Raw genomic sequence first — 21837 nt, forward strand, 5'->3', positions numbered from 1 at the left:
GCGTAACATTTATAAGGTAAGTATTTGTAACGATAATGTTGAAACAATTATTAATTACCCAAATGAAGAATTAAATCTAAGTCATTTGAAAAAGATGGATTTAGTAGAAAATGCAGGACAAGTTAGTAATTTCAATTTTACTATTACAATCAATAATGAAGGTTATAATCAAATTACTAACATGATAACATTTATTACAGTAGAAGATTTTGAGACTGGTGAAATATTATTTGATGGAAGAATTTATGATGCTGAAGAAAATATGGATACCAATGGTTTATTTTATAAAGATGTAAAATGTGAAAGTGAAATGGCATATTTAAATGATACTTGTGTTAGAGCATGGGATATTGAAAATATGACAGTCCAATTATTTATGCAGCAAATTATAGATAATCATAATAGTCATACAACACCAGATAAACAATTTACTCTAGGTGATATAGAATATAATAATGAAATTACATGTCAGACCAAGTATGAAAACACTTTAAATTGCATCATTTCTAATATAGCCAATTCTATTGGTGAAGGTTATTTAAGGGTAAGAAAAGTTGATGATATTAGATATTTAGATTACATACAACTTTATGATGGTTCTAGTGATGATATTGTTTTAGGTCAAAATATGAAGGATTTAAAATGGAAAAAAGATACATCTAATATAATTACAAGGATAATACCTATTGGAAAAGATAATTTAGATATAACTTCTGTTAATAATGGACTAGATTATTTAGATAATGAAGAAGCTATAGGAGCAATTGGAATTATTGAAGGTAAGTTAGAGTTAAATGATATATCAGATGCCAATACATTAATGACTACAGCACAAGCTAAGTTGCCAGATATGGCTAAACCAGTATATCAATTAGCTTCTAACACATTAGATTTAAGTAAACTTGGTATAAATCCCAACGGATTTTTAATTGGAACGGATATAAATATTATTGCAGATGCTATTAATTTCAATGATAGCTATACTATTATAACAAAAGAAACTGATTTATTAGATCCAGCACATGTAAAAATAACTCTAAATAGTAAATTTGGGACTCTTACTGATAGACAATTAGCTTTACAGAGATATGCACAAATATTACAAAGTTGCCTTACTGCTAACAAAAATATAAACACCTTCTCTCTTGAAGGCATAATAGATACTTTAAAAAATCAAATTTTATCTAGTGGTTCATTTTCACAAGCACAAGTTATAGAAGGTAAAGGAATATTATTAGAGAATACAAATGCAGGAAGTAGTGATTATGGAGCATTATATCTTGGTTGCGGAATATTTGCAATTGCTTCAGATAAAACCAATGGTCAGTGGAATTGGCGTACTTTTGGAACTGGTAAAGGATTTGTTGCAGATGAAATAACGTCAGGAATTATTAATGCAAATTTAATAAAGACGGGTACGATTACAAGTCTTGATGGAAGCTTTTCTATTAGCTTAGATGGAGGACACTGGACTACTTATAGTGATGGTAAAAAGGCTATAGATATATTTAATCAAACTATATCATGGTATGATTTTCTAGATACTGAAAATTTAACTGGACAAATATCTTCAAACCGATTATTAGATGCACAAGGAAATCCAACTGGAAAGCAAGTTTTATCTATACAAGTACCACATGGAGTGATACTTGATTTGGCAAGCATTGATGAAAATGCAAATTCCCCAATATTAAGAATTGATAATTATGCCAGTAATTCTGCAAAGCAATATATGTCCATGTATTCAGATGAATTTGTACTAACTGGTAGAGATCTGACTGGTGGTATTCTTATAAAAGATGGGGAAATGACTCTGTATAATCCTATAGATATGAATGGATGGGGCTTTAAAAATGTAGGTACTGTTAATATGTCTACAGGAGTAGGGACAAGTGCAGATGGTTACAATGGTTGGTATTCAGATGGAACTAAGAAACTTATATTTACAAATGGAATATTAACAGATATACAAGATGTTTAGGAGGTGTGACATGGAAAATTTATTTATGGAAGTAGCGAAGGCATCTCCATTATTAGCACTTATGCTAATTCTTTGGTTTTTTCAAAGACAAGATTATAAAAATTTTGTTGATAAAGTACAGAGTGATAATTTAGAAAGAGAGAAAAAATATCAAGATACAATTACAGAGAATCAAGGCATCATTTTTAAATTATCAGAGAATTTTAATGTTGTAAAAGATATGAAGGATGATATTAAAGATATAAAGGATAAAATCTTTAAATAACACGTAGTAGGCAGTTTAGGGGAAACCTTAGATTGCCTATTTTTTTTCGATTTTACATAAGTAATAATAAAGAAATATTTGATACTTGTACATATTAAGTATTATAATGGAAATATGAATTTTTTATTTAATATGTGAAGGAAGTGTTAATAATGAGTACAAGAAGTAATAGTAGTAATGATGCGGGAAGTGTAATATTTGGAATTATTATATTAATTTTAATTATTTGGGGAGTAGTATCTTTATTTAGAAGCTGTACAAGTAGTACAACAAAAACATTTGGGGATAAAAGTATTTCTGATCAAAAATGGATGTATGGCAGATGGCTCAAGATACAGTAAAAAGTAATTTAAAAGCACCAGATACTGCAAAATTTCCTGCTTATGATGAAAACAATATTAAGGATTTAGGCAATTATGAGTATGAGATATCATCTTATGTTGATGCACAAAATAGTTTTGGAGCAGATTTAAGAAATAATTTTGATGTTAAATTAAAAATTACAAACCCATCGGAAGATTCTGAAGATGGTAGCATTTCTTATAACATTGAAGATTGTCAAATTGATGGTAATTAATCAAAAGCCTAAAGCAACAGTATTAAACCAAAAAGTGTAGAAGGAATATATAAATTAGAAGGTGTATATTATATGAAAAAAATATCAATTATTATAGCCGTAATAGTAACATTTGCAGTTGTTGGTTTATCTTTGATAATTGTAAATAATCATGACAAAAAACAATTATCTAATATTGATACAAATAATAATGAGAATAATTCGTATAATAATATCAACATAAATAATAATGAAAATCAAAGAGTAAATTATTCTCAATATTTACAATTTTCAAATATATCAATTAATCGAAGTAAGGCAATTGAAGGAAATGGTGAAGTAGATGGAGAAGTGACAAACAATTATTCTCAAACTTTAAGTGGATATTTCGATGTTATTTTTTATGATAAAGACGGAAATATAGTAAAAAGTTGGACTTCACATTTACCAGATAATTTAGGTTCTGGAGAAACAAAAACATTTTCGGTACCTATTAATATGTATGATTATTCAACATATAAAATTCAATTAGATAATATAGATGCACAGTAATTTAAAAAAGGAAAGGTAGTTAATAAAAAAACTACCTTTATTTTTTAGAGTATTTAAGATATGAATAAAAAATATCTAAATTAAATATTGTAAAAAGTAAAAGCTTTATATTGCATAATTCAATAAAAAGTTATAATATAATATCATGTGCATTTAACGTGAGTAAAATATTAAATGTATTTTTAATAAACTAAGTATTTATGCGACTCTAGGTGTAAAACTCCAAAACCAGCGTTGAAATGATGGGTCTTATCGGAATGGGTAACAACCCAATGGTTGGAGCTACAGTTGCAGTAGCAGTTGCTATTGAAGAAACTTCAAGATAAGAGGGTTTAGACCACTTAGGTAGTATTTGGATATGAATTAACCAAAGAATTTCAATAAAAAAGCTAGTCACGTCCTATTATTAAAAAATAATAGGACGTGGCTTTCTTTTTTGCGCTCTTTTTTGGGGGTAAAAACATGAGAAAAAAATTAAAGATTCAACTAGAAAATGACAAACCATTTAAGCAGGGATTTGAAGAATTTACTGACAGTTGCAAAGCTAGAAATCTAAGACCGGCAACAATAAATCATTATGAGGAAGGATATAAAGCTATAACTAGATTTTTAAATGTAGGAATTTTTTAAGGGTATAGGCTTAATTGTCTATACCCTATTTTTTTTATTTTAGGCTATAATTTATATAGTAAAGTACATTCTCGCTCTTCCACAAGACCCATAGCATAAAATTTTTCTTCTTTTTCTGTAAATCTACTCTTACTTATTCTTCTATTATAAATTTCTGACTTATCCACTATAATCTCTATTTCCTTATCTTTAAAATTTCTTTTTCTATAGTATGGATCAAATACATATACATAATCATCATCAATAGACGTGAGTAGAACATAATGATATATATTTGGAGCAAAATAAACTTTTACAGCAGCAACTCCATTGTTGTTTAAGCATTCATAAATCTTGCTATCAGCTTTAAAATTTATTTCCTCGCTTTCTAATGTTTCGCATTGGATCTTTAAATTATGTGATTTAGAGAATTCATTTAGCCAATTACTTATTAATTCTACTGCAAAATATGATGTACCATTTCCACCTAATTTTCCGTTTTTGTTATAAGTATCTAAACTATACATATAAATATTTTTTATAACTTCTGGGAAGATTTCATCTCTTTCAAATAGATACTTTAAAGCATTTATAAAAGTTGTTGGAACACAATCATATTCTGTAATTTGATATCCTAATGGTGTTTTCATTTTTACTATAACCTCGAATTATTTAAATTTTTAAACTTACATTATTATATATTATATAAAAATTTTTATCATTGATATAATGATTTATAAAAAAATTATACATTGGTCTAGGTAGTATTTCTAGAATGTAATTTATATATTAAATAAATTTTGTTAAAATAATGCATATTTAATACGATAATATATTTAGGGTGATAATATGATATATTTTAGTAAAATAAAAGATTACATACTGGGTAAAAGAGAGAAGATAGTGTAGATTTTATACAAAAAATAAATAAGCCTTGAGGGGGAACAAAAGGCTTATTTATTAATTAAGTTAAAAATTTTCTAAATATAATTGTATTATTCTATTATATTATTATTCCAAAATACATCTTTTTTCAAAAATATGAATATTAACATTAGTATTGGTAATATAAATGATGCTAAAAGTCCTGATTTAAAGCCATTTAAGGCTATACTATATACAATAGTAATAATAATATCAATAAAGTATATATAAACACCAATAGATTTTTTAGATAAAATTAGTACTAGAGATATAAGTAATATTATTGATAATATCAAATTTACAGCTATCTGCGTAGTATTAGTTGAAGCAAGTGCATTTTTTAATGTCTCATTACTGGAATTGCTTGATAAAAGTATAAATATATAACCTATACTTGCCAAAGCGTATATTACCAAATTGATGATTGTTACAGTAAGTAAAGCTCCACCTAATTTTTTAGGTTCAGTATTCTCCATGATATTCACCTCCCAAATTTTAATTATTGATAAGTAATGTTATAGTTATATAATACACTATGTATAAGCTAAAATCAAGTAAAATATATAAATTATCCTAATAAGTGGTATAAAAATTACGAAGAACATAAGAAGACAATTGAAAGACTTGAGGATTGTGCATAAAACATTCTAAGAGGTATAAAATATAATAAAAAAATGGGAGTGTATTATTATGACAAATGAAAATGTAATTGATAAAGATTATTTAAAAAATAATTTATTAAACATATTAAAATCTAAAAAGGAGAAGTTAAAAAGTTTAAAAGAAGGTAGTGTGGATTATTTGATTTTAAAAGAAGAAATTTCGGAGGTACAATATATCTTATATGATAATTGTAGTGCAAAATCTATAGAACAAGTGAAATATTCAACAACAAGTAACAATATATATAATTTATTAAGTCATATAACAGAGGAATAATAAAATAAATAAAAACAAATAAATTGCTATCACTCAAAATGATAGCAATGTCTCATATAAATTATATATAATATTTCTACACACTATCACCAACAAATAAGTTGCTATATGGATGTTTATAAATAAATTTTTTAGATATATTACTATTTACATTCTAATTTACAAAAATCATTCAGTGCTTTTGTATATTTGTTATCTAATAAGTCTAAAATCACAAAGCCTAAGGATATAAGCATAATATTTATAACAATGATTAATAACATAAAACTCACCTCCAATACATCCATCTCATATTGATTGTAACATAAAACAGTTGTATATTGCAACAGTTAGCATATAAATATTTACCACATGGTGAATGGGGAGGGCTAGTAATATTATAGGCGAAAAGGTTTGGGCTGGTTCAGGTAGGACTTATGAAAGAGCAAAAAATGCAATTGATAAAATAGCATGTAATAATATGTAAATAAGCTTTTGGCTCACTTATGAGAAATTAAAATACATGCCATTATAAGAGGGTTTAGATTGTAATCTACAAATAAACCTTCCACATCCCCAAATAATAAAAAACATACCAAAGCTCATAAAAAAGTTCGGGAAAATATATAGAGTCAAAGCCTAGAGATTAATAATGAACTAATTCTCGGCTTTTAATTTTTGTATTTAGTTTGTTTTGTTTCAACCTATAAGCAAAATACGTCGTAACTAATAACTAATCTTGCTTCATTATTTTTTACTTCAAACAATATAAAGTTACAATATTTAACACCATCATACTTGTATAAAACTCAATGCTTGTTCAGAATTATATTCAATCATACCGTCACCCAGCTATAGCTTTTTTCATTTTAAACATCCTTTCTTTTCTTATAATACATTTATTTACCAATTAATTGGTTTTAATATATAACAATTATACATTGGTTTAAGTAGTATTTCTAGGCTTTATTTTGATGTTTTGGGAATTGTTAATGGTTATGTAGAATAATAATTAATAATAGAATGTAAAAAGTTATTGATATTTTATATGGTGCTTTTTTTATTTTATAAATAAAATTTGGGAATATTACTTAATTAAGAGTATAATTATTTATGAAGCTTAGACTGCAAAGTCATATAGAACTATTTGGGGGAATATGAATGAAAGTTTATAAATTATCTTCAGAACAACTTAATAAATCTATATCTAGAATATTTCTACGAACAATATCCTTATGTATACTAGCTTTAGTTATTGGACTATATATAAGTTTGAGAAACGGTACAGTAAGTATATTAACTTTTGCTATGGTAATTATTTTAATAGCTATAGTATTAACTATATCAATACAAAAAGGATTAAAAAAACAAAAAGAATCTCTACTATCATATGAATTAATAATTTTAGATAATTCAATTGTAAAAAAACAATTAAAATTTCCGACTATAGAAATTGAATACAATAGTATTCTTCGTGTTGAAGAAATACCTAATAAAGGCTTGATTATAAAAGCCAAGGATGAAAATAAGACAATAGGAATACCTTATTATCTGACTGATTACGATGAAGTAAAGAATGTCTTATCAAAGTATGCAGATATTGATATTAAAAAAAGTACTAACACATCTTTAATTAAAGTTTTACAATATGCCTTACCCATATCTGTTGTTTTGGCTGTGATTATTGTAATTACATCTAATAATAAATATTTAATAATGCTCTTAGGAACTGCATATATTTTATTCTTTTTATGGTTTATAATTGAAATCCAGCGAAATAAACAAATAAATTTAAAATTAAAGCGAAGATATCTATTTCTATTATTTCCTCTATTATCAGTTATACTTAAAATGATTGTTGTATTTTTTTATTATTAAATGCATGCTTGTATCCATATCTATCGTTATTATTTTGAATATAATAAATCTGAAAAAGAGAAAAAATACTTATAAATCTTAAAATTCAAATTAGAAAAGAAAAATATTTCTTAAATATAAATTTAAGGAGATTTTTGCATGAGTATTAAAATAAAAAGAAATGAATTATTGAATTGCAATGAATTAAATGAGCTCCTTGCTACAAATGATTGGGATGTACATCCTATTGAGAAATTAGATAAATGTATCAAAACATCATGGGGAAATATATGTGCAAGAAATGATAAGGAAGAATTAATTGGTTACGTGAGAATACTATCTGACGGTATAAGACATGCATATATATGCAGTCTAATTGTTCATCCAAATTATCGTAAAAAAGGTATCAGCTCATCTATAATAAAAGAACTGCTAAATATGCTTAAGGAATATAAACTTTATCCAACTTTAGTTGCTGGTCCTAATAAGAAAGATTATTATAAGAAATTTGGATTTGAAATAGAGAGTAATGGATTTACTGCTATGTGTATTCGTAAGTAATATTAGGAATTTGCTAGTTAATTTTTAATATTAAGCAGAAATTTGCTTGTAATGAGTTAAGTGGATACATAATAAGCCAAGTGTATAAATAAAATGGACATTATAAAATTAAATGTAGAGAAAAATATTATGATATATGAAAAGCAGAGAAACAGTTTCCTGTGATAAATTACAGAAATTATTTTGCATTCTCGTAAAAACCCTGGAATGAGTATACATTTCCAGGGGTTTTATCATTAATATTACTATAAACAAATAAAATTTTAATTACCACTGATGAATAACAGATGGATCACCAAATATTGAATCAAGTTTTTTCATAAAGGGAATAACAGAGCTGAAATCAACGGCTCTATGGTCAAAAGCCAGGCACATTGGCAATATTTTTCTAATACCAATTTCTTTATTCCCATTATCAGCTATAAATACTCCAGGTTTTTCTTGTACTGATCCAAGTCCTAATGCAAAAACTTGTGGTGGTATAACTTCAAGTAAACAAAAAGAACCCTTTTGTTCTCTATATAGTGAACCAACATTTGAGAAGGTGATTGTTCCAAGTTCAAAATCTTTTTCAGTTAGGCGCTGATTTTCCGGTGCCTTATAATATTCTTCCTTTTCTTTACCTTCTAGAACTGTAATCTTTTCTTCACTAAATTTTGACGCTAATTTATTTGCAATTTCATCAATATTGGTATTTTCTATTCTTTTGGATAAATCTACTATATAGTCTGAAATGTCACTTAGTGACATCTTACCAATATTAGGTATATTGGGAGTTATGTGTGCACCACTAGGTAAAATCCATGGAGTTGCAATATTAATTTCATCTAAGATATGCAGAGTACCCTGACATTTTTCATGATCATATTCTATATATGAATTCAAATCATGTGCACTTAATAAACCTTCTGTAATCACTTTGAGCATTAGAGTATTAAATGAAATCTTATTTCCCTTTGCTTCCATTTTTTCAGCTAATACCTTAAATTCTTCATAAAAATTTGTTATATCAGGTTCATATGTATAAGTTACATGGGGTATATGTTTCCAAGATTCTGCAGTTGCATGTGCAACTATTTTCCTCTTTGAATCAAAGGTAGTAGATTTTTTTATTTTAATATTATTATAAATCATAATTTAACTCCTCCTAAGTACATGTAATAATATGCTATATCATATATAGTAGTATTCTTTATTGATTTACGTTTTATTATATATTAATTAAAATAGTATTTCTACTTTTTATAAAAATAAAAAAATATATCTAAGGAATACATATGGATAAAATATTTAAATAGATCATTTTATCTTAAGTAACAATTAAGCGTTTGTTTTTGTTGATTTTACATTATAAATAATATATTATTTACCTATAAAGTAATAAAAAGTAATCATAATCTTATATTGCTTTTGAAATAAAATTTGATGTAAGCAACAGTAAAGTTTTGAAATATGATATCTAAAGAAGGGTATGAAAAAAATGATTATATCAAAGAGTGGAGATAATAAATATATTACAGAAATACATAATGAAAATGGAATGATTTATTCAGATGTTACTGAAGAAAAAGGTGGAAGCGGAAAGTATTTTAGACCTCATGATTTTCTTGAAGTAGCATATGCATCTTGTTTAAATATTACAACAAGGATGATACTAGAGTCCATGAATATTAAATATGAAAAAGTTACTGTTAAAGTGGATTTAAATAGAGAAAAGGAAGATAAAACTAGCTTTAAATATACAATAGATATAGATGCTGACATCAATGAAGATATTAAAAATATAATTATGAGAAAAGTAAGGAACTGTCCTGTTAGAAAGACATTATCGAAGCAAATAGAATTTGAATACTGCAATAGTATTGAGTAAATTGGAGAGAAAAAATGATTAAATTTAAATGTTTTAAAGAACTTTAAAGATAAACAAGCTATATATTTGGAAGCTGAAAAAGATAACATTAAAGGAATAAATTTTTATAAAAAGAATGGATTTAAAATAATTGAAGATAAAGAATATAAACTGAAAGATGATAAATTTAGTACAGTGGTAATGGAAAAAACAGTAGATAACGGATATATAGGTAGTTTAAGAGAGGAGATATAATGAATGCATTTCTTACAGTAATACCAATTATAATTATAAGGTTTGGGCTTCTAAGTATATTAGACAAAGATGCGTTAAAACGTGCGGCCTACTTTCCTCCGCTAATTGGAAGTGAAAAGGTAGCGTTTTGGTTTTATCAAATTGCTAACATTCTTATATTCCTGTATTTATTTCTTCTCAAGATCAGGAATGACTCCTTTTGGTTTTGTGCAGGCCTTATCATATATAGTTTAGGAGTTATTCTTTGTATTGTATCCGTATCAAATTTTGCAAAACCGAAAAAGAATGGAATAAATCTAAAAGGACTATACCAAATCTCCCGTAATCCTATGTACATTGCATATTTTATTTATTTTTTAGGCTGCGTGATGCTCACGCGTTCACTGATATTACTTGCATTACTAGTAGTTTTTCAAATATCAGCTCATTGGATTATCCTTTCAGAAGAAAGATGGTGCATAAATGAGTTTGGAGAAGAGTACATAAAATATATGAATAAGGTGAGACGTTATCTCTAGAGAATTTATAATGTATTTAAAAATTTATGAAGTAGTATAATTTGATTATGAAAGTAAAGCCTTATAAGATATTAGTCAAATATTGTAAAGTGAAAATTTTTATGATAATTGGAAGGATAGAAAAGTGTTGTTAATTGTTATAGTAATTGTAATTTCTATATTGTTGGCATTTATCAATTTATCTCCCCTGTTGTTTTATAAAAAACCTTTAATTAAATTAAAACGAGATAAATTTGATACTATTATCATTTTAGGGTATCCTGCAACAAAAGATGGAAGACCATCACCAATAATGCGTGAAAGAGTTATTAAAGCTGTTGAACTATTTAATAAAGGATATGCAAAATACATTATTTGTTCTGGTGGAAGTGCTCATAATAAATATAGAGAAGCAGATATAATGATTAACCTTGCGGAATCATTGGGAGTTCCTGAGAGTTCGCTAATAAAAGAGGATAAATCAATAAATACCTATGGAAACATAATTAATTCCATTGAAATAATGAAAAAAAGAAAGTGGTCATCAGTAATAGTAGTTACATCACCTTGGCATTTAAAACGTTCTAATTACCTATTATCAAAATTTGATATCACATATGCAATGAAAAAATCAGCTTATCCAAAAAAATTTTCTATTTTATTTATTATGGCAATATATATCTTTGAAAATTATACTATGGCTAAAAATAAAATTATTTTTCATTAGAAGATGATACTTATATAGAAGTGATTTTTAAAAGGCCCGGATTAAGGTGACAAAATAGTTATATAAAAGGAGATGGATGATTATGATACAGATTAAGGAAGGATTTTACAAAAAGTTTGGATTAGAGCTAAGACCATCAGAATATGATGGCTCAGGAATGTTTTTAATGATTAAAGGCGACTAAGTATCGTAGAATCTATTGGTGATTAAAGACTAAATAATTAAGCGAACGAGGATTTATAATGATAAAACTTGATTTAATGGAAAAAGAAGATTTACAAAAAATTGTGGGGTGGAATGTTAATAAGTCTTCTGATTACTTATTGCAATGGGCTGGGCCTATGTATAATTATCCCTTAACACTTACGCAGGTTCAAAATTATTTTTTAACTGATGTTAAAAAAGACAATCCTAATATTTTTGTTTATAAAATACAACTTATTGACACAGATGAAATTATTGGAACTGTTGAATTACGAGAAATAGATAAAAACAATAAAATTGGTAGTGTTTGTAGATTTTTAATTGGAGATGAAAATAATAGAGGTAAGGGAGTTGGAAGAAAGGCATTAAAAGAGGTATTAAGAATTGGATTTGAAGATATGAAATTTGAAAAGATAATCCTTAAAGTATTTGATTTTAATTACAGCGCTATTAAATGTTATGAAAATGCAGGATTTACAAAAGAAAAATTATTAGAAAATATAAGTAAATCATCCACAGGCTATTGGAGTTTATACGAAATGGCTATTTTAAAAGATGAAAATGTCCAGTAAAATGAAAATTATCTATGATGAAGTTGGAGATGAAAATAACATATGTCAAAAGAAGCATTAACAATGAAATTATTAAAAGAAAAATTTGGTGTTTGTAAATTGGATAAAGATGAATTAATCCCTGAATGGATAAAGAATAGTCAATTCTATTCTATAACAAAAACAGCAGATGAATTATCTATTGTATGTTCTCAGGATAGTATTCCTGGGGAAGTAAAATGTGAAAAAGATTGGAGAATTCTAAAAGTTGAAGGGCCATTAGATTTTTCACTAATTGGAATCCTTTCATCAATCACTACAATATTGGCACAAAAGGAAATCAGTATATTTGCCATTTCCACATATGATACAGATTATATACTTGTGAAAAATAAAGATATTGATAATGCTATAAATGCATTATCTGATGAAAAGTACATAATAACATACTAAATATTAATATTAGGCAGAGAGTATTTCAAATAATAATTTATTCAATATGCTACAAATTTTAATTAGGAGAGATAAGAATTGCACGTACACATTTTCCCATGGTATATTATTCAATATTAACTTATATGGTTGGAGGAATTTTAGTATGAAAATTGTAGAAAAGAATCCTAATACACCTGAGGCTCAAGAATTAATGGATGAACTATCTGAGGCTTTAGAAGCTATAACAGGTGATAGTGGAAGAAATTCATTTAATACTAATGATGTTTGTGCTCCACGTGCTATATTTGTAATTGCATATGATGAAGATGGAAGAGCTATTGGTTGTGGGGCCATAAGGCCCATTAACGATAAAATTGCTGAAGTAAAAAGGATATATGCTAAAACAAAGGGTATAGGGATAGGGACTAAAATATTATACTATTTAGAAAAGCAAGCAAGAAAATTGAATTATTCCACTCTTTGGCTTGAAACGCGATTAATAAATCAATCAGCGGTAGCATTCTATGAAAAAAGAGGTTATCATTCTATACGAAACTATGGAAAATATGTTAACAATCCTAAAGCTGTGTGTTTTGAAAAGTATATAATTTAATTAAGAGGGGAAAGCAAATTATGGTAAGCTATAAATATTTATATATTAACAATGATTCTGGTTTATATAAAGAAGTGGTTGAAATGAGATATAGAATCTTCTTTAAGCCATTTAATTGCTCAATGGATATGGTGTTTGATAATTTAGAAGAAGAAAGTATACATTTAGTTTGTTGTGATAATAATATCGTAGCTGGATATGCAAGATTAAATATTATAGATAAAACTGCTCAAATATCACAAGTGGTCGTAAAGGAAGAGTATAGGAAAAAAGGTATAGGTTCTGAATTGATAAGGGAACTTACTGACAAATCAAGAGAGTCAGGAATGAAGAAGATAATATTAAATGCCAAAATAGAAATTGTTGATTTATACCGCAGTCTTGGTTATGAAGCAGTTGGACAAGAGTTTCCTTCAATTAAAACAGGATTGTCACATATAAAAATGGAGAAAACAATATGAATAACTTATTAAAAAATAGAATATTTAAACATTTTATATATTTTATTTTTCTCTGTACATCTATATATGGAATTGATTATTTTTTTAGGCCACAGCATAAGGATTTTATCAGAACTGCATCTATTTCTTTAGGAGTTACAGCAGGGATGTTCATTGTTTCAAGAAAAAAATTGTAATCTGTTTAGAATATGTTTTAGGAGCTTTAAAATGAATAAATAACTTATAATAATTAATGACACTATGGGGGGAGGGATGTAACCTGTAAAGAGTTAAATAAAAACTTTACAATTCAGTATGGCTTGATGGTGATTGGTGTTGGAAGATAAATAGTTTAAATTAGTTTTTTTAGGAGAAAGAATCATATATGAAAATTCGAAATGAGTATACTTGTCCACTAGAACTTACCCATGACATTATTAAGGGAAAATGGAAACCGATAATTTTGTGGAGGCTTCGTCTTGGAAAAATGTCTCTTTCTAAACTTGAAAAAGATATAAATGGAATTACACAAAAGATGTTATTAGAACAATTAAAAGAATTAATTGAATTTGAACTTGTTAATAAAATTACATATGAAGGGTACCCACTTAAAGTTGAATATTTTTTAACTGAGGATAGAGGAAAGAAAATGTTGAGAGCATTAACTATAATGCAGAATATTGGTATTGAATTTATGTTGACAAATGGAAATGAAAATATTTTAAAAGAAAAAGGAATTATAAAATAAGTACAAAGAAGCTGATGTAATTGGATACATACAAAAAAGTGGGTAATTTACTGAAAAAATATATTGTGATATGTTGGAAGTAGTTAATGTATTGTAATAAATATAATAATTGTAATCAAGGAGGTAATAATATGAAAGTAACAAGTTCAGGTATAATAAATGGTATTATTGAAGATAAATATGGAAAAAGAGGGACACAATTTAATAAAGCTAATATACCAACTTATTCATTGCCAATTAAAATTCAAAATTCACCTAAAGGCACAGTATCCTATGCACTTATTTTAGAAGATAAAGATGCCGTTCCTGTTTGTGGTTTTTCTTGGATTCACTGGATAGCTGCAAATATTACAAAAACAGAAATAGAAGAAAATGAAAGTATTTTAGGAAATGACTTTGTTCAAGGGGTAAATAGTTGGTGTGGAGCAATATCCAATGTAGATAAAAAGTTAGCTATAGGATATGGTGGTATGACACCACCTGATAAACCTCATATTTATGAACTGCATGTTTTTGCTTTGAATGATAAATTAGATTTGCAAGAAGGATTTTATATGAATGAACTATATAAAGCTATGAATGGCTATATTTTAGATCAAGCTACATTAAAAGGATGTTATGTAAATTAAAGTGAAATACTTTTAAAGTCTAGAGTTAAGTGTGTATACTATATTAAAGAGTAGTTTAAGTAATTTACAGCATAAAAAAACAGTAAAAAAGGAGAATCTCATATTATAATGGATTCTTCTCGTTTTTTTTATTTTTATAACTATAATATGATAAGCTACTACAGAAAATTAATGAATAAGCAATAGAAAACAAATTTTGTAATTATAAGAACTGTTTTGTTAGTATATAAGTGTAATAATCAATAATATTTATATAGTATTTCAATTGTTAGTTGATAATTTATGTAATGTATTATACTATTTATATATAAATTAATAAAATTTAATGATATAGAATATTAGATTGTTAACTTCTTGCTTCTGCAATTATGGTGGTATCATATATGGATATTTTTACACAAGGCGTGGATATGAGACAGCGGCACTTGGACATTCTTTTAGTGATTGGCTACCAATGATAATATTTATGAAGTAGGTTTATCAACAGCTCTTAGGTTTGTTAATAATATATAGAATGATTATGATTAATATGATATTTAGATATGTATTAAACTAAATTGAAGAGAGGATGTATTATGAAAGAAAGTTTACGAATGAACTATATATCTCTATTAATTTCTATTTTACTCACTTTTTTTATGGGACTTATGTATTTTTTACTTGGTAAATCAATGGATCGTCCAATGAGGATATGCTATGCAGTCATTGCTTTAGCGGTTTTTATACTTATTATTTTCAATATTGTTATGATTATAAGAAAATCGAATATAAAGATTTAATATATATGGAGGTTCTTTATGAATATTGTGGAATATAATGTTCCTAAGAGTAGGATACTTTTTATTGATAACATAAGATTGACTATGATTATTATAGTAGTTTTAGTTCATACAAGTGTAACATATAGTGGAATTGGTGGTTGGTATTATATTGAAAATAAATCAGTTGATACAGTATCAAAAATTATATTTGCAATATTTAATACTTTTTCACAGTCTTATTTTATGGGTTTTTTATTTTTAATAGCAGGTTATTTTATTCCTAAAGCTTATGATAAAAAAGGTGCAGGTAAATTTATTAAAGACAGAATTGTAAGACTTGGGCTACCAGTAATAATTTATATTTTTGTTATTCATCCATTTATTGAATATTTCATTATGGGAATTTTCATTGATAAACCGGTACAAGCATTTAATCAATACTATATTAATTACATTAAACCTTTTGGATTCTTAGGAAATACTGGTCCTCTATGGTTTGCTCTTGCCTTATTAATCTTTACTTTAATTTACGCTCTTGTAAGAAGGAACTTTAAGCAATCTATCAAATTAATAAAATATCCTAATCACCTTTCTATAATTTTAATAATACTATTAATATCTTTTTTGAATTTTGTAGTCAGAATCTTTCAACCTTTTGGAACTTCAATTATGAATATGCAATTATGCTTTTTCTCACAGTATATAATACTTTTCATTATTGGTATTCTAGCTTACAGAAACAATTGGTTTGCAAACTTACCATATGAATTCGGAGTTTTCTGGCTAAAGGTAAGCTTAGGGTTAGGCTTAGTACTTTGGTTATTAATAATGTTGTTTGCAGGTCCATTAGCTGGTAAAGAATATGTAATACTTGGTGGACTTTATTGGCAATCTGCAGTCTATGCATTTTGGGAACAGTTAGTTTGTGTAGGAATGTGTTTGGGCTTAATTGTAATATTTAGAGATAAGTTTAACTATCAAGGTAAAGTGCTAAAATTTCTTTCACAAAATGCTTTTAGCGTATATGTTTTTCATGCTCCAATATTAATAGTTATATCTTTATTATTAAGAAATATTTATTTATACCCGCTAATCAAATTTATTTTTGTAGCTTTAATAGTATTACCAATATCATTTAGTTTTAGTTATCTAATAAGAAGAGTTCCTGTTTTAAAAAAATTATTCTCATAAAAATATTCAGTATAAGTGTAATGCTTTGTGTGATAATGATATTTTTAGAATGAGTTATTAAATATTAATAACTATTTTTTTAAGGTAAAGATGGTAACCAAATGGATTTTGGACTTGTCACTCTAATTATAAATAAGATTAATATTGAAGGAGAATTCAATGCTTGGAAAAATAGGACTGATTATTTTAGCTGTCATACAAATTGTTGCAGCTATAACTATATTCTTTTCATCAAAACAAGATGAAATGTTTGGAATGAAGATGCTGACAAAAGAATTATCAATTTTTAGATATTTATTGTCAAGCTTATGGATTTCAGTAAGTGTAATATATATACTAGGTGCATTAAACACAGCATATTTTATGGGAGCAACCACATTGGGCATAGTGAATATTATTTTAGAGGTAATATCCTATTGGGCTGGATTTAGTAAAAATAGAAATATGATTAAATATTATCCGCCAATTGCAACTATTGTTATGGCAATACCATTGGTTTTGATGATTTTAAATTTTATGATTAAATGAAATTATATGATAGGCAAGCTATAAGGATATTTTAAATTCTAATAGTTATGGAGGAAAATATGTATAAAAAGGGAACTAAATCTTGGAGAATAGTAACAACCAGTGATTTATCATTAAATTTTGCTATTTTTACTGGATGCATATACGGTTTAATAGATGATGTCAATGGAATAAGTAATAATAGACTTTGGCCACCAAAATATTGGATAAATAAATTGGATAGCTCTTTAATGATTTTATTAAAAGAGCAGTGGAATAAATGGTTTAATAGCATGATTGAAGATAGGGGTAAAAAAGTTATTTTAAAGCAAAGTTTTGATTTAACAACCAATATGTTTAATCCACCTGTTTTTTCTGAGTTCCCATATTATGAATTAAGAGAGTGCTGCAAAAATGCATGGCAACCCTTTATAGAATGGTGGCAAATGACTGGTGGAGGCAGAAATGCACTTTCGTACTTTGAAAGATTAGATAATGAAAAAATATATGAATATATTAGTGAGTTTGAAAATATATCTCAGAGAAAAGTTAAACCATTTAACTTATACATAGATATGATATACACATATACAAGTGAAATTGTAGAAGTAAATAGTGAATATATTATTATTGTTCCAGATAGACCTTTGTATTTTGATAAGGATTGGTGGATGAATAAATTAAGTCAGATAGGTTAGAAAATGATAATGTACGTTTTTAAAATATAAATTAAATAAGATTAGGAAGATATATTATGAAAAGTATTTATAATATTGGAGATTTAGTGAAGGAATTAAAGATAAATAAAGAGACTATAAGATATTATGAAAAAATTGGATTGCTTTCTGACCCTAAAAAAGATAAAAATGGATATAGAATATATTCAAAAGAAGATATACAGAAAATTAGATTTATACTCATTGTCAAAAAATTTGGTTTTTCATTGAAGGAAATAAGCATGTTGCTTCCCAAGATATATGATGAAATATTGGAAGAGAATATGGAGAACATTAAAGCTATAGTTGAATATAAAATAAGTGAAATAGATAATAAAATAAATGAATTAGAAGAAACTAAAAGGTTACTTCAAAAAGTAAATGATAATATATTATCGCAGAATAGAGAATGTTGTAATGATATAGAAACCTATTTAAGAAAATAATTCTTGACTGTGTAGTATAGTACATGCTTTACAATACCATTAAAAGCTGATAATCTGCTTTTCGGCAAAATGAAAAGTGAATATAAAAAAGAGGTGGCATTATTATGGTAATAGAAAAGGATACTATACTGTATTTCTCGGGGACAGGCAACAGCTTACAAGTAGCAAAAGATATAAGGAGTGAGCTTGGAGAAATTGATTTATGTGGCATATCTTCACTCATAGATGAAAAAGAAATAAAAGTGAATGCAGGAATACTTGGAATAGTATTTCCAGTGTACTATGCACGTCTTCCATTAATAGTAGAAAGAATTGTAAAAAACCTAAAATTTAATAAAGGAACTTATATTTTTGCAGCAGCAACTCATGGTGGAGCCCCTGCAGAGGCATTGATTAAGTTGAAGGATATATTACAAAATAATGGAGGAGTACTTAATTCGGGTTTTTTAATTCATATGCCAGGAAATCATATTTTTGCCTATAATCCTAGTGCTGCGGGAAAATATGATAGAGTTTTTCAAAGAGAAAAAACAAAAGTTAAGGAAATATCAGATATTATAAGACAAGGAAAAGATTATAAATGTGAAGTAAGCAAATTAATTATTGATAGAATAATAGACAGGGTTTTTATCAAAATTACGGATAGAATAATGGATAGTCTCCATGTAAAAGATAAAAAGTTTTGGGTTAAAGATAATTGCAATGGGTGCAAAATATGTGAAAGAATTTGTCCGGTTAATAACATAGAATTCAATACAGACAATCCCATTTGGAAACATAATTGTGAGCAGTGTACAGCTTGCATTCAATATTGTCCTAATGAAGCTATTCAATGGGATAAGAAAACTATAAATAGAAGAAGGTATAGAAATCCTAATGTAGATATTAATGAGTTAATATAAAATAATACATTAAAGAAGAAGTTTCATATGATTGGAAGCTTCTTCTTTAATTTTGTTTACAATAGAATTTTTAAAATTTTAGTAGAATGTAATGACTTACATAAAATTTAATTATTAAGATATTTCAACATTATGTATATGTGATGGATATATTTATACTTTATTCTAATTATTAGTTGATAATTTATAATTTATCTTATACTATTTACATAGAAGACAATTGAAAATTTCAGCATATAGATTAAAAGATTAAAATAAATAAAAACTATAGGAGGTGAACGATATGGCTAACGCAATATGCCCTAAATGTGGAACGCTTAAAGAACTTGATATTATTGTAAATGAAACCGAAGAAATTGACTCTGATGAAAATATACTAAAGATTAAGACTAATAACTTCTATTGCTCTTCTTGTCATGTATTTGTAAAAAGTGAAAATATAAAATCAAAAAAATTATAGCTGTATAAAAAATAATATAGCTAACTATTATAATGAATTGAGGTGATTTTATGAATAAGATATTTATATTTATTTATGATGGAATGGCTGACTTTGAAATGACTCTTATTGCTCACATTTTAGGGACAGACTTAGGTAAGGAAATAGTTACTATTGCATATGAAAATCATATTATAAGAAGTTTATCTGGCTTGGAATATAAACCTAAAGCTTTAGTTAAAGATATTGTTGAAGCCGATGCGAATGGATTAATAATTCCTGGTGGGTGGAATGGTGAACTTAGACCAGAATTAATTGATTTGATTAAAAATATTAATTCAGGAGGAAAGCTTTTAGGTGCAATTTGTGGTGGACCATATTTTTTGGCAAAAGCTAATATTCTAAAGAATAGAAAATATACTACTTCAATGATTGAATGGACAGAGATGCATAAACAACAATATGGAGAAATTGATCCTTTCCCAAGAGAAAGCTTTGTTAATGAAAGAGTTGTAGTAGATGAAAATTTAATAACCTCTCAGGGAGTAGCTTTTATTGATTTTGCATGTGAAATATGTGATTGGTTTAAATTATTTAAAAGCAAAGATGAAAAAAATCAATTTTTAAAAACTCTAAAAGGTAATATCAACTAAGTATTATAAGTATACTTGTAAATTAATTTGTAAATTTCTTATTGGTGAAATTATATGGTGGAGGGGTTTATGAATACATTATATGTCTCTGATTTAGATGGAACACTATTGAATAGCAATTCTCAATTGTCAGAAGAAAGTAAAGAAATAATCAATACTTTAGTGAAGAAGGGTGTTAAATTTACCTACGCAACTGCTCGTTCCTTTTCATCTGCCTCCAAAATAATTGATGGATTACAATTATCTATTCCTGCCATAACCTATAATGGTGCTTTCTTTGTGGAAACTAATAATGGAAAAATTATATATTCAACTTCTTTTTCAGATGAACAGATAAAATATGTTTCAAGGATTTTTATAGAAAATAAAGTTTATCCCCTTGTTTATTCTTTATTAGAGGGCAAAGAAAGAGTTTCATGGATAAAAGGGAAGGAAAACGAAGGAATATTATACTATCTAAAATTAAGAAAAGGAGATAAAAGATTAAGATCTGTCACAGAGGAAATGGAATTGTATTCAGGTAATATATTTTATTTTACAGCCATCGGTGAAAAAAATAAATTGGAATTATTAAAAAGATATTTTGATGATAAATCTCAGTTTGTATGTACATTGCAGCAAGAGTTATATAGAGATAATGAATATTGGCTGGAAATTATGCCTCCAACTGCAACAAAAGCAATGGGCGTAAAAAGGCTAAAAGAACTTATGAATTTCGATAGAGTAATATGTTTTGGTGATGCAATTAATGATATTTCTATGTTTAAAATTGCAGATTTTGCCTATGCTGTTGCAAACGCCAATCCCCAATTAAAACAGATTTCAACTGGGATTATTGCTTCAAATGATGAGGATGGAGTTGCTAAATGGTTATTAGAGCATGTAATTTAAAATTAAAAGTGGCTAATCTTAAGAAATGAATTAAGTGTAAATTTTTATAATACATTGGAGATTGTGTGGAAAATATTTTATCTAGATCCTTGTAATTTGTTGACAAATATATCATATAAATTTATTCTGTTAACAGAAGGTATGAGAAGAACTTATAATT

Annotated in this window: 32 protein-coding genes and 1 pseudogene; 30 read left to right on the forward strand and 3 right to left on the reverse strand. The window is 26.7% G+C overall.

Going from position 1 to position 21837, the window contains the following annotated elements:
• Positions 1-94: 94 nt before the first annotated feature.
• From ABF633_RS01795 to ABF633_RS01825, 7 genes and pseudogenes are all read left to right on the forward strand, one after another.
• Complete coding sequence (locus ABF633_RS01795; RefSeq protein ID WP_415521657.1) at positions 95-1981, forward strand: phage tail spike protein; 1887 nt, start codon at positions 95-97, stop codon at positions 1979-1981.
• Between the two features lie 10 nt (positions 1982-1991).
• Positions 1992-2246, forward strand: a complete 255-nt coding sequence (locus tag ABF633_RS01800; protein WP_415521424.1) for a hypothetical protein — start codon at positions 1992-1994, stop codon at positions 2244-2246.
• A gap of 152 nt (positions 2247-2398) precedes the next feature.
• Positions 2399-2587 (forward strand): hypothetical protein, encoded by a 189-nt coding sequence (locus ABF633_RS01805; RefSeq protein ID WP_415521426.1) that lies wholly within the window; start codon positions 2399-2401, stop codon positions 2585-2587.
• Entirely contained in the window at positions 2569-2823 is a 255-nt protein-coding gene (locus tag ABF633_RS01810) for a hypothetical protein (protein WP_415521428.1), read from the forward strand. The genes ABF633_RS01805 and ABF633_RS01810 overlap by 19 nt, the downstream gene beginning before the upstream one ends.
• A 72-nt stretch (positions 2824-2895) precedes the next feature.
• Positions 2896-3354, forward strand: a complete 459-nt coding sequence (locus tag ABF633_RS01815) for an FxLYD domain-containing protein (RefSeq protein WP_415521430.1) — start codon at positions 2896-2898, stop codon at positions 3352-3354.
• Between the two features lie 233 nt (positions 3355-3587).
• Positions 3588-3680 (forward strand): annotated as a pseudogene (locus tag ABF633_RS01820) (GGGtGRT protein); the annotation flags it as partial.
• Between the two features lie 136 nt (positions 3681-3816).
• Positions 3817-3984: a hypothetical protein gene (locus ABF633_RS01825; RefSeq protein ID WP_415521432.1), complete on the forward strand. Its 168-nt coding sequence runs from the start codon at positions 3817-3819 to the stop codon at positions 3982-3984.
• 44 nt (positions 3985-4028) lie between these two features.
• Here the strand turns inward: ABF633_RS01825 and ABF633_RS01830 are convergent, their stop codons facing one another.
• Together ABF633_RS01830 and ABF633_RS01835 are read right to left on the reverse strand one after the other, a co-directional pair.
• The gene (locus tag ABF633_RS01830; RefSeq protein WP_415521434.1) at positions 4029-4613 is read right to left on the reverse strand and encodes a hypothetical protein; all 585 of its coding nucleotides are present in this window, start codon (positions 4611-4613) and stop codon (positions 4029-4031) included.
• A gap of 345 nt (positions 4614-4958) precedes the next feature.
• On the reverse strand, positions 4959-5363 hold the full coding sequence (locus ABF633_RS01835; protein WP_415521436.1) for a hypothetical protein: 405 nt from the start codon (positions 5361-5363) through the stop codon (positions 4959-4961).
• Between the two features lie 214 nt (positions 5364-5577).
• Between ABF633_RS01835 and ABF633_RS01840 the strand changes: the two genes are divergently transcribed.
• The 3 genes from ABF633_RS01840 to ABF633_RS01850 all read left to right on the forward strand — a co-directional run bounded on the left by ABF633_RS01840 (position 5578) and on the right by ABF633_RS01850 (position 8223).
• Positions 5578-5826 carry a hypothetical protein gene (locus tag ABF633_RS01840; protein WP_415521438.1) on the forward strand — a complete coding sequence of 83 codons (249 nt, stop codon included), beginning with the start codon at positions 5578-5580 and terminating at the stop codon, positions 5824-5826.
• Between the two features lie 1140 nt (positions 5827-6966).
• A complete protein-coding gene (locus tag ABF633_RS01845; RefSeq protein WP_415521440.1) occupies positions 6967-7683 on the forward strand; it encodes a hypothetical protein in 717 nt (238 codons plus the stop codon).
• Positions 7684-7821: 138 nt separating this feature from the next.
• Positions 7822-8223 carry a GNAT family N-acetyltransferase gene (locus ABF633_RS01850; protein WP_415521442.1) on the forward strand — a complete coding sequence of 134 codons (402 nt, stop codon included), beginning with the start codon at positions 7822-7824 and terminating at the stop codon, positions 8221-8223.
• A 267-nt stretch (positions 8224-8490) separates the two neighbouring features.
• Here ABF633_RS01850 and ABF633_RS01855 read toward each other — a convergent pair whose 3' ends face one another.
• The gene (locus tag ABF633_RS01855; RefSeq protein ID WP_415521444.1) at positions 8491-9357 is read right to left on the reverse strand and encodes a 2-oxo acid dehydrogenase subunit E2; all 867 of its coding nucleotides are present in this window, start codon (positions 9355-9357) and stop codon (positions 8491-8493) included.
• A 346-nt stretch (positions 9358-9703) separates the two neighbouring features.
• Here ABF633_RS01855 and ABF633_RS01860 point away from each other — a divergent pair, with 346 nt between their 5' ends.
• The 20 genes from ABF633_RS01860 to ABF633_RS01955 all read left to right on the forward strand — a co-directional run bounded on the left by ABF633_RS01860 (position 9704) and on the right by ABF633_RS01955 (position 21677).
• Entirely contained in the window at positions 9704-10093 is a 390-nt protein-coding gene (locus tag ABF633_RS01860; RefSeq protein ID WP_415521446.1) for an OsmC family protein, read from the forward strand.
• A gap of 66 nt (positions 10094-10159) precedes the next feature.
• Positions 10160-10327, forward strand: coding sequence for a hypothetical protein (locus ABF633_RS01865; RefSeq protein ID WP_415521448.1), 168 nt, complete (start codon positions 10160-10162; stop codon positions 10325-10327).
• Positions 10327-10845 carry a methyltransferase family protein gene (locus tag ABF633_RS01870; protein ID WP_415521450.1) on the forward strand — a complete coding sequence of 173 codons (519 nt, stop codon included), beginning with the start codon at positions 10327-10329 and terminating at the stop codon, positions 10843-10845. The genes ABF633_RS01865 and ABF633_RS01870 overlap by 1 nt, the downstream gene beginning before the upstream one ends.
• Before the next feature lie 124 nt (positions 10846-10969).
• The gene (locus ABF633_RS01875) at positions 10970-11551 is read left to right on the forward strand and encodes a YdcF family protein (RefSeq protein WP_415521452.1); all 582 of its coding nucleotides are present in this window, start codon (positions 10970-10972) and stop codon (positions 11549-11551) included.
• A gap of 242 nt (positions 11552-11793) precedes the next feature.
• On the forward strand, positions 11794-12327 hold the full coding sequence (locus tag ABF633_RS01880; protein ID WP_415521454.1) for a GNAT family N-acetyltransferase: 534 nt from the start codon (positions 11794-11796) through the stop codon (positions 12325-12327).
• 42 nt (positions 12328-12369) lie between these two features.
• Positions 12370-12759: an ACT domain-containing protein gene (locus tag ABF633_RS01885; RefSeq protein WP_415521456.1), complete on the forward strand. Its 390-nt coding sequence runs from the start codon at positions 12370-12372 to the stop codon at positions 12757-12759.
• A gap of 145 nt (positions 12760-12904) precedes the next feature.
• The gene (locus tag ABF633_RS01890; RefSeq protein ID WP_415521458.1) at positions 12905-13354 is read left to right on the forward strand and encodes a GNAT family N-acetyltransferase; all 450 of its coding nucleotides are present in this window, start codon (positions 12905-12907) and stop codon (positions 13352-13354) included.
• Between the two features lie 20 nt (positions 13355-13374).
• The gene (locus tag ABF633_RS01895) at positions 13375-13815 is read left to right on the forward strand and encodes a GNAT family N-acetyltransferase (RefSeq protein ID WP_415521460.1); all 441 of its coding nucleotides are present in this window, start codon (positions 13375-13377) and stop codon (positions 13813-13815) included.
• Entirely contained in the window at positions 13812-13991 is a 180-nt protein-coding gene (locus tag ABF633_RS01900; protein ID WP_415521462.1) for a hypothetical protein, read from the forward strand. Before ABF633_RS01895 ends, ABF633_RS01900 begins: the two co-directional genes overlap by 4 nt.
• Before the next feature lie 188 nt (positions 13992-14179).
• Positions 14180-14542 (forward strand): winged helix-turn-helix transcriptional regulator, encoded by a 363-nt coding sequence (locus ABF633_RS01905; protein ID WP_415521464.1) that lies wholly within the window; start codon positions 14180-14182, stop codon positions 14540-14542.
• Positions 14543-14673: 131 nt separating this feature from the next.
• A complete protein-coding gene (locus tag ABF633_RS01910) occupies positions 14674-15171 on the forward strand; it encodes a YbhB/YbcL family Raf kinase inhibitor-like protein (RefSeq protein WP_415521466.1) in 498 nt (165 codons plus the stop codon).
• Positions 15172-15746: 575 nt separating this feature from the next.
• The gene (locus tag ABF633_RS01915; RefSeq protein WP_415521468.1) at positions 15747-15950 is read left to right on the forward strand and encodes a hypothetical protein; all 204 of its coding nucleotides are present in this window, start codon (positions 15747-15749) and stop codon (positions 15948-15950) included.
• Between the two features lie 18 nt (positions 15951-15968).
• Positions 15969-17123 carry an acyltransferase family protein gene (locus tag ABF633_RS01920; protein ID WP_415521470.1) on the forward strand — a complete coding sequence of 385 codons (1155 nt, stop codon included), beginning with the start codon at positions 15969-15971 and terminating at the stop codon, positions 17121-17123.
• 159 nt (positions 17124-17282) lie between these two features.
• Positions 17283-17651 carry a hypothetical protein gene (locus ABF633_RS01925; protein WP_415521472.1) on the forward strand — a complete coding sequence of 123 codons (369 nt, stop codon included), beginning with the start codon at positions 17283-17285 and terminating at the stop codon, positions 17649-17651.
• 59 nt (positions 17652-17710) lie between these two features.
• Positions 17711-18328 (forward strand): hypothetical protein, encoded by a 618-nt coding sequence (locus tag ABF633_RS01930; protein WP_415521474.1) that lies wholly within the window; start codon positions 17711-17713, stop codon positions 18326-18328.
• 56 nt (positions 18329-18384) lie between these two features.
• Entirely contained in the window at positions 18385-18792 is a 408-nt protein-coding gene (locus ABF633_RS01935) for a MerR family transcriptional regulator (RefSeq protein WP_415521476.1), read from the forward strand.
• 104 nt (positions 18793-18896) lie between these two features.
• Positions 18897-19694: an EFR1 family ferrodoxin gene (locus ABF633_RS01940; protein ID WP_415521478.1), complete on the forward strand. Its 798-nt coding sequence runs from the start codon at positions 18897-18899 to the stop codon at positions 19692-19694.
• Positions 19695-19977: 283 nt separating this feature from the next.
• On the forward strand, positions 19978-20154 hold the full coding sequence (locus ABF633_RS01945; protein WP_415521480.1) for a hypothetical protein: 177 nt from the start codon (positions 19978-19980) through the stop codon (positions 20152-20154).
• A 50-nt stretch (positions 20155-20204) separates the two neighbouring features.
• Positions 20205-20786 (forward strand): DJ-1/PfpI family protein, encoded by a 582-nt coding sequence (locus tag ABF633_RS01950; protein WP_415521482.1) that lies wholly within the window; start codon positions 20205-20207, stop codon positions 20784-20786.
• Positions 20787-20855: 69 nt separating this feature from the next.
• On the forward strand, positions 20856-21677 hold the full coding sequence (locus ABF633_RS01955) for an HAD family hydrolase (protein WP_415521484.1): 822 nt from the start codon (positions 20856-20858) through the stop codon (positions 21675-21677).
• The last annotated feature ends 160 nt before the right edge of the window (positions 21678-21837 follow it).

The sequence above is a fragment of the Clostridium sp. genome (assembly GCF_047718555.1).
Lineage (GTDB): Bacteria > Bacillota > Clostridia > Clostridiales > Clostridiaceae > Clostridium_I.